The 15,511-nt window shown below is 47.8% G+C and carries 11 protein-coding genes and 1 tRNA gene; all 12 read right to left on the bottom strand.

Annotation, left to right across the window (positions count from 1 at the left end; translation table 11 throughout):
• Positions 1 to 120 precede the first annotated feature (120 nt).
• The 12 genes from fusA to MN202_RS20100 all read right to left on the bottom strand — a co-directional run bounded on the left by fusA (position 121) and on the right by MN202_RS20100 (position 15,317).
• A complete protein-coding gene (gene fusA, locus MN202_RS20045) occupies positions 121 to 2,223 on the bottom strand; it encodes an elongation factor G (protein WP_335737911.1) in 2,103 nt (700 codons plus the stop codon).
• 26 nt (positions 2,224 to 2,249) lie between these two features.
• The gene (gene rpsG / locus MN202_RS20050; protein ID WP_335737912.1) at positions 2,250 to 2,720 is read right to left on the bottom strand and encodes a 30S ribosomal protein S7; all 471 of its coding nucleotides are present in this window, start codon (positions 2,718 to 2,720) and stop codon (positions 2,250 to 2,252) included.
• Positions 2,721 to 2,810: 90 nt separating this feature from the next.
• Positions 2,811 to 3,185 (bottom strand): 30S ribosomal protein S12, encoded by a 375-nt coding sequence (gene rpsL, locus MN202_RS20055; protein WP_019677787.1) that lies wholly within the window; start codon positions 3,183 to 3,185, stop codon positions 2,811 to 2,813.
• A 152-nt stretch (positions 3,186 to 3,337) separates the two neighbouring features.
• The gene (gene rpoC / locus MN202_RS20060) at positions 3,338 to 7,519 is read right to left on the bottom strand and encodes a DNA-directed RNA polymerase subunit beta' (RefSeq protein ID WP_335737913.1); all 4,182 of its coding nucleotides are present in this window, start codon (positions 7,517 to 7,519) and stop codon (positions 3,338 to 3,340) included.
• Positions 7,520 to 7,584: 65 nt separating this feature from the next.
• Positions 7,585 to 11,610, bottom strand: a complete 4,026-nt coding sequence (gene rpoB / locus MN202_RS20065) for a DNA-directed RNA polymerase subunit beta (RefSeq protein ID WP_335737914.1) — start codon at positions 11,608 to 11,610, stop codon at positions 7,585 to 7,587.
• Positions 11,611 to 11,785: 175 nt separating this feature from the next.
• Positions 11,786 to 12,151 carry a 50S ribosomal protein L7/L12 gene (gene rplL, locus MN202_RS20070; protein WP_335737915.1) on the bottom strand — a complete coding sequence of 122 codons (366 nt, stop codon included), beginning with the start codon at positions 12,149 to 12,151 and terminating at the stop codon, positions 11,786 to 11,788.
• Positions 12,152 to 12,214: 63 nt separating this feature from the next.
• Entirely contained in the window at positions 12,215 to 12,709 is a 495-nt protein-coding gene (rplJ, locus tag MN202_RS20075) for a 50S ribosomal protein L10 (RefSeq protein ID WP_068231322.1), read from the bottom strand.
• Positions 12,710 to 12,994: 285 nt separating this feature from the next.
• A complete protein-coding gene (gene rplA / locus MN202_RS20080; protein WP_335737916.1) occupies positions 12,995 to 13,696 on the bottom strand; it encodes a 50S ribosomal protein L1 in 702 nt (233 codons plus the stop codon).
• Between the two features lie 3 nt (positions 13,697 to 13,699).
• The gene (rplK, locus tag MN202_RS20085) at positions 13,700 to 14,128 is read right to left on the bottom strand and encodes a 50S ribosomal protein L11 (protein WP_027672427.1); all 429 of its coding nucleotides are present in this window, start codon (positions 14,126 to 14,128) and stop codon (positions 13,700 to 13,702) included.
• A gap of 120 nt (positions 14,129 to 14,248) precedes the next feature.
• On the bottom strand, positions 14,249 to 14,776 hold the full coding sequence (nusG, locus tag MN202_RS20090) for a transcription termination/antitermination protein NusG (RefSeq protein WP_408015069.1): 528 nt from the start codon (positions 14,774 to 14,776) through the stop codon (positions 14,249 to 14,251).
• 15 nt (positions 14,777 to 14,791) lie between these two features.
• Positions 14,792 to 15,166, bottom strand: coding sequence for a preprotein translocase subunit SecE (gene secE, locus MN202_RS20095; protein ID WP_335737918.1), 375 nt, complete (start codon positions 15,164 to 15,166; stop codon positions 14,792 to 14,794).
• A 74-nt stretch (positions 15,167 to 15,240) separates the two neighbouring features.
• Positions 15,241 to 15,317: transfer RNA gene (locus MN202_RS20100), tRNA-Trp, on the bottom strand.
• Positions 15,318 to 15,511 lie beyond the last annotated feature (194 nt).

Here is a 15,511-nt window from a genome sequence, read left to right on the forward strand (position 1 = left end):
TCAACGTGACCGATGGTGCCTACGTTTACGTGCGGTTTTACTCGTTCAAATTTAGCCTTAGCCATGGATAGACCCTTCTTTATTTAATTGCGGCCTGCCGTAACAGGCCAAACTAAGTTATTAATATGCTTTACGCGCAGCGATAATCGCTTCGGTTACGTTGCTAGGAGCTTCGGCATAATTCAATGGTTCCATTGAATATGAAGCCCGCCCCTGACTCAGCGAACGCATGTTGGTTGCGTAACCAAACATTTCTGACAGCGGAACGTGCGCATCAACGATTTTGATACCACCAGGCGCATCTTCCATACCGTTAATAATACCGCGACGACGGTTTAAGTCACCAACAATATCACCCATGAAGTCTTCCGGTGTTACCACCTCAACTTTCATGATAGGTTCAAGAATGACCGGTTTGGCTTGTAGTGCACCTTTCTTGAAGCCCATAGAAGCAGCGATTTTAAACGCCATTTCGTTTGAGTCAACATCGTGGTACGAACCATCAAACACAGTAACCTTTACGTCAATTACCGGATAGCCAGCAAGAACACCGTTTTTCATTTGCTCCTGAATACCTTTATCTATAGCTGGAATATATTCTTTTGGAATAACACCACCTACAACAGCATTCACAAACTCATAACCGGCACCTTCTTCCTGCGGCTCAATCTTCAGCCAGCAGTGACCGAATTGTCCACGACCGCCAGACTGACGTACGAATTTACCTTCGACCTCAGTAGCAGCACGCAATGTTTCGCGATAAGAAACTTGTGGTTTACCCACGTTAGCTTCAACTTTAAATTCGCGACGCATACGATCAACGATGATGTCCAGGTGTAACTCACCCATACCAGAAATGATAGTCTGGCCGGTTTCTTCATCGGTGTGGACACGGAAAGATGGATCTTCAGCCGCCAGTTTACCCAGCGCGATACCCATTTTTTCCTGATCTGCTTTCGTTTTCGGTTCAACAGCAACTGAAATTACCGGCTCCGGAAACTCCATTCGCTCCAGAGTAATAACATGCTCAGGGTCACACAAGGTGTCACCTGTAGTTACATCTTTAAAACCGATACCCGCAGCAATATCGCCGGCACGTACTTCTTTAATTTCCTGACGGTTGTTAGCGTGCATTTGCACGACACGACCAATACGCTCTTTTTTCATTTTTACCGGATTGTACACAGTGTCACCAGTGTTGATGACACCGGAATAGACCCGGAAAAATGTTAGCGTACCCACAAAGGGGTCAGTGGCAATTTTAAACGCCAGTGCTGCAAAAGGTTCATCGTCACTCGAGTGACGCTCGCCTTCAGACTCGTCTTCATTGATACCAGTAATGGCCTTAACTTCTGTAGGAGAAGGTAAGTACTCGATTACCGCATCCAGCACGGCCTGAACACCTTTGTTTTTGAACGCTGAACCACACAACACTAAAACCGCTTCATTGCGCAGTGTTAATACCCGCAACGCCGCTTTGATTTCGCTTTCGGTAAAGTCGTCGCCTTCTAAATAGCGCTCCATCATATCTTCGCTGGCTTCTGCCGCTGCTTCGATAAGATTTTGCCGCCACAGCTGACATTCTTCTACCATATCAGCAGGGATCTCTTCATAAGTGAATGTCATACCCTGGTCTTCCATATTCCAGTTAATGGCTTTCATCTTGATCAGATCGACTACACCTGCGAAATCATCTTCAGCGCCGATCGGCAGCTGAATTGGCACTATAGTACTGTTTAGACGCGTTTGCGCCTGTTTAACAACGCGTAGGAAGTTGGCTCCGGTGCGGTCCATTTTATTGACGAAGATCAACCGCGGCACTTCATACTTATTGGCTTGACGCCAAACCGTTTCAGTTTGCGGTTGAACTCCTGAGGACCCACACAACACAACCACTGCACCATCTAACACCCGTAGCGAACGTTCAACCTCAATCGTGAAGTCAACGTGGCCAGGTGTATCGATGATATTAACGCGATGCTGCTCAAACTGAGCATTCATACCAGCCCAAAACGTCGTAGTTGCAGCAGACGTGATAGTAATACCACGCTCCTGTTCCTGCTCCATCCAGTCCATGGTCGCTGCGCCGTCGTGTACTTCACCGATCTTATGTGACAGACCGGTGTAAAACAGTACACGCTCAGTAGTTGTGGTTTTACCCGCATCTACGTGAGCACAGATACCAATGTTGCGGTAGCGTTCTATTGGGGTTGTACGTGCCACAATAATATCCTCTTGTTAAGACTAGCTTACCAACGGAAATGGGCGAACGCTTTGTTAGCTTCAGCCATACGGTGCACGTCTTCACGCTTCTTAACCGCAGAACCTTTGTTTTCAACAGCATCTAACATCTCACCAGCAAGACGTTGAGCCATTGATTTTTCACCACGTTTACGGGCTGCTTCAACTAACCAACGCATAGCTAACGCATTGCGACGTACCGGACGTACTTCACATGGTACCTGATAGGTAGAACCACCTACACGGCGTGATTTAACTTCCACTGTTGGGCGGATGTTGTCCAGTGCCACTTCGAAAATGTCTAAGTGTACTTTCTTAGATTTCGTTGCTGCGATTTCTAATGCGCCGTATACAATTGATTCAGCGATTGATTTTTTTCCGTCGACCATAACGACGTTTACAAACTTGGCAAGTAATTCACTTCCGAACTTAGGATCTGGAAGAATTTTACGTTGACCTATGACGCGTCTTCTTGGCATTCGTAACTCCGATTGCTTCAGGTGATTCCAAAACTTTTAATACATTAAAGAAAAAAAGTTGTTTAGTTTGGCCTTACTAACGGAGTACCGTTATTTCTTAGGCCGTTTTGCGCCGTACTTAGAACGGGCTTGTTTACGATCTTTAACGCCAGCACAGTCTAATGTGCCGCGTACGGTGTGGTAACGCACACCTGGCAGGTCTTTTACCCGGCCACCGCGAATAAGCACAACACTGTGCTCTTGCAGGTTATGGCCTTCACCACCGATGTAAGAAGAAACTTCGAATCCGTTAGTTAAACGAACACGGCATACCTTACGTAATGCTGAGTTTGGCTTCTTAGGTGTAGTGGTGTATACACGGGTACAAACACCACGCTTCTGCGGGCAAGCTTCAAGCGCCGGAACGGTGCTCTTGGCTACCTTCTGGCTGCGCGGCTTACGCACTAGCTGGTTGATTGTTGCCATTAAATACTCCTGGTTAATATATACCCAATAAACGTGAAAATTCCGCACCCCAAATTTGGGGTCGCGGAATTCTAATGGTCAAGCTTTGACCTGTCAAGGAACAAAGCCGATTGCTGCTAATTTAAGCAACATTCAGCCCTGTTACCCTGCTTTTACTCGTCGTTACCAGATAAATCCATATTCAGCGCATCAGACAGTGCCTGCTCCGCCATTTCTGAACTCATTGCTGGTTGTTCGACTTCACCGCTTGCGGCACGCTGACGCTGACGGATACGGTTTTGGTGATACGCAAAACCAGTACCTGCCGGGATCAAGCGGCCAACAATAACGTTTTCTTTCAGACCACGCAGTTCGTCAATCTTACCGCCAACGGCGGCTTCAGTCAGAACGCGGGTGGTTTCCTGGAACGACGCTGCCGAGATAAACGAGTCAGTTGACAGTGACGCCTTGGTAATACCCAACAATGAACGCTCGTACTGCGCTGGCATTTTGCCGGCAGCTTCCAGTTCACGGTTAGCGATATTAACACGCGCTACTTCAGCCTGTTCGCCTTCTAAGAACTCACTGTCGCCAGGGTGTGTAATTAAACACTTACGCAGCATCTGACGGATAATCGTCTCGATGTGCTTATCGTTAATTTTAACGCCCTGCAGACGGTAAACGTCCTGCACTTCGTTCACAATGTAGCTGGCTACATGGTGTACACCACGTAAACGCAGGATATCGTGTGCAGACTCCGGGCCTTCAGAGATAACTTCGCCTTTTTCAATGCGCTCACCTTCGAACACATTAACCTGACGCCATTTCTGGATCATCTCTTCATGTACATCACCCTGATCTGGCGTGATTAACAGACGACGCTTACCTTTTGTCTCTTTACCGAAGCTGATCACACCAGAGATTTCGGCCAGAATAGCCGGATCTTTTGGCTTACGCGCTTCGAACAAGTCAGCAACGCGCGGCAGACCACCGGTGATGTCTCGGGTTTTCGAGCTTTCCTGTGGAATACGTGCCAATACTTCACCGGCTTTCACCGTGGCACCATCGGTTACTTCGATAGTGGTAAAGCTTGGTAAACGGATTTCCTGCAGTGCGCCGTCATCCATGGTCAGGATCAGTTTTGGCTCTTTGGCGTTTGCCTTGGCCAAATCTTTTACCACTGTCCGGGTTAAACCGGTCAGCTCGTCCTGTTGAACTTCAGTGTTAGTGTCATCCACATCGCTGTGGTTTACCTTAGCACCGCGCTCTACGATGATTGGGTGTGAATGCGGATCCCAGTTCGCCACGATTTGGCCAGCGGTGATCTTGGCATTATCATCTGTCGTCAGGATAGAACCGTACGGCAGTTTATAACGCTCTTTCTCACGACCTAATTCATCAAACACCGTTACTTCAGCTGAACGTGAGGTAATAACAATCTTGTTATCAGCGTTACGCACAAACTTGGCGTTTTGCAGTTTTAAAGTACCGGCCGTTTTAACCTGTACGCTGTTTTCTGCCGATGCCCGTGATGCCGCACCACCGATGTGGAAGGTACGCATCGTCAGCTGTGTACCTGGTTCACCGATTGACTGTGCGGCGATAACACCCACAGCTTCACCGGCATTGATCAGGTGACCACGCGCTAAATCACGGCCATAACATTTGGCACAAACACCAAAGTCGGTTTTACAGGTAATTACTGAGCGTACGTGCACTTCGTCAATAGAGTTCTGCTCTAACGCATCACATAATTGCTCGTCCAGCATAGTGCCATCAGCAACTAATACTTCACCGGTTGTTGGTGATACAACATCACCTATAACCACACGACCCAATACGCGCTCACGCAGACCTTCTACCACGTCACCACCTTCAATCAGCGGTTTCATGATAATGCCCTGATCTGAACCACAATCGTGTTCAGTCACTACTAAATCTTGCGCTACGTCTACCAGACGACGGGTCAGATAACCCGAGTTAGCAGTCTTCAGTGCAGTATCGGCAAGACCTTTACGCGCACCGTGGGTTGAGATGAAGTACTGTAATACGCTTAAGCCTTCACGGAAGTTAGCCGTGATAGGCGTTTCGATGATCGAACCATCCGGTTTAGCCATCAGACCACGCATTGCAGCCAGCTGACGGATCTGCGCCGGTGAACCCCGGGCGCCGGAGTCGGCCATCATATACACTGAGTTAAACGATTGCTGTTGGACGGTGTTACCGTCACGGTCAACCACGTCTTCTTTTGACAGGTTGTCCATCATCGCTTTGGACAACACTTCGTTAGCCGTTGACCAGATATCGATAACTTTGTTGTACTTTTCACCGGCAGTAACCAAACCTTGTTGGAACTGGTCCTGAATTTCAGCCACTTCAGCTTCTGCTGCGTCGATGATTTCAGTTTTTGCCGCCGGAATAACCATATCGTTAATACCAACCGATACGCCTGATAACATAGCGTAATGGAAACCGGTATACATGATCTGGTCAGCCAGGATAACCGTCTTTTTCAGACCGATACGACGATAAGCACCGTTTAATAAGCGTGAAATCTGCTTCTTGCCCATTGCCAGGTTGATTGAATCAAAGGCTAAGCCTTCTGGCAAAATGGAGTACAAAATAGCACGGCCAACTGTAGTATCACGCACCGCAGTGGTTTCAGTGCGGGTACCATCTTCAGCAATCTCTACTTCCGTAATGCGCACTTTTACTTTAGCGTGCAGGCTGGCACAGTCAGCGCGAAATGCTTTTTCAGCTTCTTTCGCACTTTTGAACATCATGCCTTCGCCTTTAGCGTTTACCGCTTCACGCGTCATGTAGTACAAACCTAATACAACGTCCTGTGAAGGTACGATAATAGGTTCGCCGTTAGCAGGTGACAGTACGTTGTTGGTAGACATCATCAACGCACGGGCTTCTAACTGGGCTTCAATGGTTAACGGTACGTGTACCGCCATTTGGTCACCGTCGAAGTCGGCGTTATAAGCCGCACACACTAACGGGTGTAATTGAATCGCTTTACCTTCAATCAGTACCGGTTCGAACGCCTGAATACCCAGACGGTGCAGTGTTGGTGCACGGTTCAGTAATACCGGATGTTCACGGATGACTTCATCCAGCACGTCCCATACTGCGCCTTCTTCACGCTCTACCATCTTTTTGGCAGCTTTGATGGTAGTGGCTAAACCACGCGCTTCCAATTTGCCGTAAATAAATGGTTTGAACAGTTCCAGTGCCATTTTCTTTGGCAGACCACACTGATGTAAACGCAGTGTAGGACCTACGGTGATTACCGAACGGCCTGAGTAGTCAACACGTTTACCCAACAGGTTCTGACGGAAACGACCCTGCTTACCTTTGATCATATCGGCCAAAGATTTCAGTGGGCGTTTATTAGAACCGGTGATAGCGCGACCACGACGGCCGTTGTCTAACAGCGCATCTACTGCTTCCTGTAACATACGCTTTTCGTTGCGTACGATAATGTCCGGTGCAGATAAATCTAACAGACGCTTCAGACGGTTGTTACGGTTGATCACGCGACGGTATAAGTCGTTCAGATCTGAGGTTGCAAAACGACCGCCGTCCAATGGTACCAATGGACGTAAATCCGGTGGCAATACTGGCAGCACTGTCATAATCATCCACTCTGGTTTGTTACCAGAAGTGTGGAACGCTTCCATCAGTTTCAGACGCTTGCTGATTTTCTTACGCTTGGTTTCTGAGTTGATGGTTGGCAGCTCTTCGCGCATTTGCTTGATTTCAGTTGCCAGATCAATGCCTTTCAGGATATCCAGAATTGCTTCTGCACCCATTTTGGCTTCAAACTCATCGCCATGCTCTTCCAGCACGTCTAAGTATTCTTCTTCAGTCAGCATCTGACGGCGCTCTAACGACGTCATGCCAGGCTCTGTCACAACATAGCTTTCGAAATACAGCACGCGCTCGATATCACGCAGTGTCATATCCAGCAGCAAACCGATACGGCTTGGCAGTGATTTCAAGAACCAGATGTGGGCTGTCGGGCTGGCCAGCTCAATGTGGCCCATACGCTCACGACGTACTTTAGTCAGCGTAACTTCAACGCCACACTTTTCACAAATCACACCACGGTGCTTCAAGCGTTTGTATTTACCACACAAACACTCGTAATCTTTTACCGGGCCAAAAATACGGGCGCAGAATAAACCATCACGCTCGGGTTTAAAGGTACGGTAGTTGATCGTTTCTGGCTTCTTAACTTCACCAAAGGACCATGAACGGATCATGTCCGGTGAAGATAAACCGATACGGATAACATCAAACTCTTCGGTTTTAGTTTGTTGTTTCAGAAACTTTAATAAGTCTTTCACCTTAGCTCTCCTGTAAGAGGTAAACCGGAATGGGGCAGTTGCCTGCCCCCCAACTCAAGGTCGGTTTATTCCTCTTCCAATTCGATGTTAATACCGAGCGAACGGATCTCTTTCATCAATACGTTGAAAGATTCTGGCATGCCAGGTTCCATTCTGTGGTCACCGTCAACGATGTTCTTATACATCTTGGTCCGGCCGTTAACGTCGTCCGACTTAACGGTAAGCATTTCCTGCAGCGTGTATGCTGCGCCGTATGCTTCCAGTGCCCACACTTCCATCTCACCGAAACGCTGACCACCGAACTGAGCTTTACCACCCAGCGGCTGTTGCGTTACTAAGCTGTAAGAACCGGTAGAACGCGCGTGCATCTTATCGTCAACCAAGTGGTTCAGTTTTAACATGTACATGTAACCTACGGTAACCTTACGCTCGAAGGTATTACCGGTACGTCCATCATACAGCGTGATCTGACCGCTTGAAGGTAAGTCACCCAACTCAAGCAACTGCTTGATTTCAGACTCTTTAGCACCGTCAAACACCGGAGTGGCAACAGGTAAGCCTTTACGCAAGTTCTCTGCTAAACGACGCACTTCGTCATCAGTGAAGCTGGCGATATCAACATCTTGACGCGATTCACCCAATGCATACACCTTGGTCAGGAAGTCACGGATTTCAGCCGTTTCTTTCTGCTCTTTGATCATGGCGTCAATTTTGTCACCGATACCACGGGCAGCAAGGCCTAAGTGAGTTTCCAAAATCTGACCGATGTTCATCCGTGAAGGTACGCCCAGCGGGTTCAGTACTATATCAACCGGCTTACCATGCTCGTCATATGGCATATCTTCAACAGGTACTATTGTTGAAATAACACCCTTGTTACCGTGACGGCCGGCCATTTTATCACCCGGCTGAATACGACGTTTAACCGCCAGATACACCTTAACGATCTTCAGTACGCCAGGTGCCAGGTCATCGCCCTGCACAATCTTACGACGTTTGGCTTCGAACTTCTTATCGTATTCAACGCGAATTTCTTCGTACTGGGCCGCTAATTGTTCCAGATCGTTCTGTTTATCTTCATCGCTTAAGCTTTGGTTAAACAGCGCATCGCCTTTCATGGTATCCAGCTTGGCGCGATCTACACCGCTTTGCTCCAGCAGGTTACGAGCACGGCTGAAAATACCGGCTTCCAGAATACGGAATTCTTCATTCAGGTCTTTCTTCGCCTGTTTGACTTCCATTTCTTCGATTTCACGCGCGCGCTTGTCTTTTTCAACGCCATCACGGGTAAATACCTGCACGTCAATAACAGTACCTGTTACTGAGTTTGGTACCCGCAGTGAGGTGTCTTTAACATCAGAGGCTTTTTCACCGAAGATAGCACGTAACAGCTTTTCTTCTGGTGTCAGTTGGCTTTCGCCTTTAGGCGTAACCTTACCAACCAGAATGTCACCGCCTTTTACTTCAGCACCGATGTAAACGATACCGGCTTCATCCAGCTTGGACAGCGCAGATTCACCGACGTTTGGAATATCACCGGTGATCTCTTCAGCACCCAGCTTGGTATCGCGAGCGATACAGCTTAATTCCTGAATGTGGATCGTGGTTAAACGATCTTCCTGCACCAGACGCTCAGATAACAAAATCGAGTCTTCGAAGTTGTAACCGTTCCACGGCATGAAGGCTACGCGTAAGTTTTGGCCTAACGCCAGCTCACCTAAGTCGGTAGACGGACCGTCAGCTAATACATCACCACGCTCGATTGGCTCACCATGGTTTACACATGGACGCTGGTTAATACAGGTGTTCTGGTTAGAACGGGTGTATTTGGTCAGGTTGTAAATGTCGATACCAGCTTCACCGGCTACCATCTCTTCTTCATTTACTTTGATCACAATACGGCTGGCATCGACATAATCGATTACACCACCACGTTTAGCAACCACAGTAACACCTGAGTCTTTTGCCACAACGCGTTCAATACCGGTACCTACCAGCGGCTTATCAGCACGCAGAGTTGGTACAGCCTGACGTTGCATGTTCGAGCCCATCAGTGCCCGGTTAGCATCATCGTGTTCCAGGAACGGGATTAACGCCGCAGCTACCGATACGATCTGCTGTGGTGCAACGTCCATATACTGCACTTTGTCTGCTGGCATCAGAGTAAATTCGTTCTTGTAACGACAAGGAACTAATTCTTCTGATAAACGGTTTTCCGCGTTCAGTTCAGCGTTAGCCTGTGCAATAACAAAGTTACCTTCCTCGATGGCTGACAGGAAATCAACTTCGTCAGTTACTACACCGTCTTCCAGACGACGGTATGGTGTTTCCAGGAAACCATACTCGTTAGTTTGGGCAAACATAGACAGCGAGTTGATCAGACCGATGTTCGGACCTTCAGGCGTTTCGATTGGACATACCCGGCCATAGTGCGTCGGGTGTACGTCACGTACTTCGAAACCTGCACGCTCACGTGTTAAACCACCCGGGCCTAACGCAGAAATACGGCGTTTGTGCGTCACTTCTGACAACGGGTTGTTTTGATCCATAAACTGTGACAGCTGGCTTGAGCCGAAGAACTCTTTTACTGCCGCTGAAATTGGTTTAGCGTTGATCAGATCTTGTGGCATAACGGCATCTAAGTCACCCAGTGACAGACGCTCTTTCACCGCACGCTCAACACGCACTAAGCCAACGCGGAACTGGTTTTCAGCCATTTCGCCAACAGAACGGATACGACGGTTACCTAAGTGGTCGATATCGTCCACTTCGCCGTTACCATTACGGATGTCGATTAACACCTTCATTACAGCCAGGATGTCTTCTTTGCTCAGCACGCCTGAGCCAACCCCTTCGTCAAAACCTACACGGCGGTTGAACTTCATCCGGCCTACGGTAGATAAGTCATAACGATCTTCAGAGAAGAACAGGTTTTCAAATAAGGTTTCAGCAGCATCTTTTGTTGGTGGTTCGCCCGGGCGCATCATGCGGTAGATTTCTACCAATGCTTCCATCCGGTTGCTGCTAGGATCGATACGCAGGGTTTCAGAAACATAAGCACCCTGGTCAAGATCGTTTATATACAGTGTTTCGAAAGCGTCATAGCCTGCTTTCGAAAGTTTTGCCAACAGCTCCAGTGTGAGCTCTGCGTTCGCCTCGGCAATAATCTCTCCGGTTGAACGGTCAGCATAATTCTTGGCCAGCACACGGCCTACAACGTACTCATGTGGTACTTCCATCAGGGTCAGACCGGTTTTTTCCAGCTGACGCACGTGGCGTGCAGTAATACGACGGCCGGCTTCTACGATCACTTCGCCATCGTTGTCTTTAATGTCAAAGGCTGCTGTCTCACCGCGCAGGCGGTTTGCTACAACTTCCATTAACAGTTTGCCGTCTTTAATTTCAAAACGGGTATTTTCAAAGAAGGTATTCAGAATATCTTCAGTGCTAAACTCCAGCGCACGCAATAATATAGTGGCCGGTAATTTACGACGACGGTCAATACGCACAAACAGCGCGTCTTTAGCGTCAAATTCAAAGTCTAACCATGAACCACGGTAAGGAATAACGCGGGCGTTATACAATACCTTGCCTGACGAGTGGGTTTTACCACGGTCGTGATCAAAGAATACGCCCGGGCTACGGTGTAACTGAGACACGATAACTCGCTCAGTACCGTTAATAACAAAGGTACCGTTTTCAGTCATCAACGGGATTTCGCCCATATAGACTTCTTGCTCACGGATATCTTTGATCGTACCTGGTGCTTCTTTATCGAATAACACCATGCGCAGTTTTACGCGTAATGGTGCTGAGTAAGTAACACCGCGAATTTGACATTCTTTCACGTCAAATACGGGTTCCCCGATGCGGTAGCTGACGTACTGCAATTCCGCACTGCCTGAATAGCTTTTAATAGGGAATACAGAGCGGAATGCGGCTTCTAAACCGTATTCTCCTTCCGGATCAGGCTCGATAAATTTGCCGAAAGACTCAATTTGAATCGACAGCAGGTATGGCACATCCAATACTTCCGGACGTTTGCCGAAGTCCTTACGGATACGTTTCTTCTCAGAATAAGAGTAAGTCATGGGGTTCCTCAGCTTGCTGATTTTTTTCCCAACAACCCGTTACAGGTCGCTTTTGATACCAGCCATAGTATCAACAGGGGTGGGGAAATCATTGTCCCACAGCGCAAAAAGGCCGGTGATTAATTCATCACCAGCCCGGCCTGAACTTCAGGCTAATAATCCGGGATAAGCCGGATTATTTAACTTCAACAGAAGCACCAGCTTCTTCAAGTTCTTTCTTCAGAGCGTCAGCTTCGGCTTTAGAAACGCCTTCTTTGATTGCAGCCGGAGCTGATTCAACCAAGTCTTTCGCTTCTTTCAGGCCCAGACCGGTAGCGCCACGTACTGCTTTGATAACAGCAACTTTGTTAGCACCAACACCAGCCAGAACTACGTTGAATTCAGTTTGTTCTTCAACAGCAGCCGCAGGACCTGCAGCAACTGCTACAGCAGCAGCTGCAGACACACCGAACTTTTCTTCCATTGCAGATACTAATTCAACTACGTCCATTACAGACATTGCTGCGATAGCATCTAAGATTTGATCTTTAGTCACTGACATTGCTCAGATTCCTAAATTAGGGGACTTGTCCCGATTAAACTCTGCTTCAAACCAAACGTAAAATTACGCGGCTTGCTCTTGTTTTTGGTCGCGAACCGCGGCAATTGTACGTACAAGTTTGCCGGCTGCTGCCTCTTTCATGGTGCTCATTAAACGTGCAATAGCTTCGTCGTAAGTTGGTAACGATGCTAACACTTCAATGTTTACCGTGGCGCCATTAAACGCTGCACCTTTCAACTCGAAGTCTTTGTTCTCTTTCGCGAAATCTTTAAAGATACGCGCTGCAGCACCTGGGTGCTCTTTAGAGAATGCAATTAACGTCGGGCCTACGAATACATCGTTCAGACACTCAAACTCGGTGCCTTCTACTGCACGGCGAACCAGTGTGTTACGGACAACTTTCATCCATACACCGGCTTCACGCGCTTGCTTACGCAGCGCAGTGATTTTGCCTACAGTGACACCACGAGCGTCTGCGACAACCGCAGATAAAGCACCTTTGGCAGCTTCCTGGACTTCAGCAACAAGTGCTTTTTTGTCTTCAAGCTTAATAGCCATGGGCTCTTAACTCCTGGTTCATCCGGGCATTATTGCCCGTTTGCCTACACATCGCTTTATGTTGCCACAAAGCGCGCGATTTACGGTGAGACCAGAACGAATAGAATTCTATCTGGGGCCTGCACCGTCTGCGTAGGTTTTTAGTTTTAAGTCACTTATTTCTTTCGAAATTCGCGACACCTACGGTCTTGGACGGAAGCCGGTGTTCAAAAAAACACGGCTTCTACCCTAAAAAATGAGCGCAAGATTATAAAATAATCACTGCACCCTGTAAAGCATTTAACCTTAAACTACTGCGCTCAGAGACGCCTGGTTCAGGGCTACGCCTGCACCATGAGTAGAAGAAAGGGTAACTTTCTTGATGTAAACGCCTTTAGCTACTGATGGCTTAGCACGCTTCAGTGCAACCAGCAGTGCTTCTAAGTTCTCTTTCAGCTTGTCAGCGTCGAAATCGATCTTACCGATAGTTGAATGGATGATACCATTCTTGTCGTTACGGTAACGCACCTGGCCTGCCTTCGCGTTTTTAACTGCTTCTGCTACGTTAGGGGTAACAGTACCAGTCTTCGGGTTAGGCATTAAACCACGTGGGCCTAAGATTTGACCTAACATACCAACAACGCGCATAGCGTCTGGTGATGCGATAACTACGTCAAAATCCATTACGCCTTTTTTAACCTGTTCAGCTAAGTCTTCCATACCAACGATGTCGGCACCGGCAGCTTTAGCAGCGTCAGCGTTTGCACCCTGAGTGAAAACAGCAACACGAACAGTACGACCAGTACCGTGTGGCAGTACAGTAGCACCACGCACGTTCTGGTCTGATTTACGGGCGTCGATACCCAGGTTTACCGCAACGTCAACGCTCTCAACGAACTTGCCGGCAGTTAATTCTTTCAACAGAGCAACAGCTTCGTTGATGTCGTATTCGCGGGTTGAATCTACTTTAGAGCGGATTAACTTAGCGCGTTTGGTTAATTTAGCCATCTGTTAGCCCTCCACCACTAAACCCATAGAACGAGCAGTACCTTCGATGGTACGCACCGCAGCAGCATGATCAGCAGCAGTTAAATCTGGCTGTTTGATCTTAACGATCTCATCAACCTGAGCTGCAGTGATTTTGCCAACTTTCTGGGTGTTAGGACGACCTGAACCACCTTTTAAGCCAGCTGCTTTCAGTAACAGGAAAGATGCTGGAGGAGTACGGGTTTCGAACGTGAAAGAACGATCGCTGTACACAGTAATTACTACTGGGATTGGCATACCTTTCTCAAGGCTCTCTGTACGGGCATTGAAGCCTTTACAGAATTCCATGATGTTTACACCGTGTTGACCCAACGCCGGACCTACCGGTGGCGACGGGTTAGCCATACCGGCTTTAACCTGCAATTTAATAAGTGCAGTGACTTTCTTTGCCATGTTTCACCTCTGTTTCTGGGTCTTAGCCTCGTAAGTGCGAGGACACTTACTCAAACGGCTTCCCAATGCTAAAAAGGGCGCAGATTATATTTTAATCAGCGCCCGGTTACAATCTTTATCTTAAGCTTTCTCTACCTGGGCAAATTCCAGGTCGACTGGCGTAGAACGGCCGAAAATTAACACCGACACTTTCACGCGGCTCTTTTCGTAGTCTACTTCTTCAACAACACCGTTAAAGTCAGCAAATGGTCCTTCAGTTACGCGCACCACTTCACCAGCTTCAAATAATGTCTTCGGTTTCGGCTTATCAACATTGTCTTGCAGGCGGTTCAGTATGGTCATGGCTTCTTTTTCAGAAATAGGCGCCGGACGATCTGAAGTGCCACCGATAAAACCTAATACACGCGGTACGCTTTTAACCAAGTGCCAGGCTTCTTCGCACATTTCCATTTGTACCAGTACGTAACCTGGGAAGAATTTACGCTCTGACTTACGTTTCTGGCCAGCGCGCATTTCAATCACTTCTTCAGTAGGTACTAAAACCTCACCGAACTTGTCTTCCATCTGGTTAATTTTGATATGTTCGCGCAGAGAGGTCGCAACCCGTTGCTCGAAGCCAGAGAAGGCCTGCACCACATACCAACGCATCTTTGCTGCCATGGTTTAGATCCCCAATCCTGTTAAAAATGATACTACGCGCAGTAAAATTGCATCCAGGCCCCACAGGATCAAACCCATGATAATAGTGGCAACTAACACTACTAAGGTAGTTTGCATTGTTTCCTGCCGGGTAGGCCAAACTACTTTACGCACTTCGGTACGTGATTCTTTGGCGAAGTTGATAAAGGTTCTGCCTTTTTCGGTCTGCCCAGCCACTACACCGGCGATAATAACTAACACTACCACTGCAACGGCACGCTCTAACGCGCCCAGCTCGTAGATATAGTTACCGACCACGGCCAGTGACAAAATTACAAAGACCAGCAACCATTTAATCAGGTCAAATCCGCTTTTTGGGGTTTCACTTGCTGCGTTCATGCTTTGACTCACTTCACCTAGACTTGCTTATAGCAACACACTACCGACAGAGCTAAAGCTCTGCCGAAAAATATTGGCAGGGGCAGAGGGATTCGAACCCCCAACCATCGGTTTTGGAGACCGCTGTTCTACCAATTGGAACTATGCCCCTACAAGGTTGTAAACCTGACTTACGCCATGTTTTCAAATAGCCGCTCATTATACTGTCTTAGCGTACTAACACAAGCTTACCGTATCTTATTGCAGCATATTTAAGATACAGAACAACAAAAAAGGCCCCGCAGGGCCTTTTTTAATCAATGCCAATTAAGCAATGATTTTTGATACTACACCAGCACCAACTGT

The organism is Rheinheimera muenzenbergensis (genome assembly GCF_036984005.1).
Taxonomy (GTDB): Bacteria; Pseudomonadota; Gammaproteobacteria; order Enterobacterales; family Alteromonadaceae; genus Alishewanella; species Alishewanella muenzenbergensis.

Excerpts from the sequence above, each read along its gene's own strand:
- rpsG (WP_335737912.1), bottom strand. The coding sequence starts at position 2,720 with ATGCCAAGAAGACGCGTCATAGGTCAACGTAAAATTCTTCCAGATCCT.
- rpsL (WP_019677787.1), bottom strand. The coding sequence starts at position 3,185 with ATGGCAACAATCAACCAGCTAGTGCGTAAGCCGCGCAGCCAGAAGGTA.
- rpoB (WP_335737914.1), bottom strand. The coding sequence starts at position 11,610 with ATGACTTACTCTTATTCTGAGAAGAAACGTATCCGTAAGGACTTCGGC.
- rplL (WP_335737915.1), bottom strand. The coding sequence starts at position 12,151 with ATGTCAGTGACTAAAGATCAAATCTTAGATGCTATCGCAGCAATGTCT.
- rplJ (WP_068231322.1), bottom strand. The coding sequence starts at position 12,709 with ATGGCTATTAAGCTTGAAGACAAAAAAGCACTTGTTGCTGAAGTCCAG.
- rplA (WP_335737916.1), bottom strand. The coding sequence starts at position 13,696 with ATGGCTAAATTAACCAAACGCGCTAAGTTAATCCGCTCTAAAGTAGAT.
- rplK (WP_027672427.1), bottom strand. The coding sequence starts at position 14,128 with ATGGCAAAGAAAGTCACTGCACTTATTAAATTGCAGGTTAAAGCCGGT.
- nusG (WP_408015069.1), bottom strand. The coding sequence starts at position 14,776 with ATGCGTTGGTATGTGGTGCAGGCCTTCTCTGGCTTCGAGCAACGGGTT.
- secE (WP_335737918.1), bottom strand. The coding sequence starts at position 15,166 with ATGAACGCAGCAAGTGAAACCCCAAAAAGCGGATTTGACCTGATTAAA.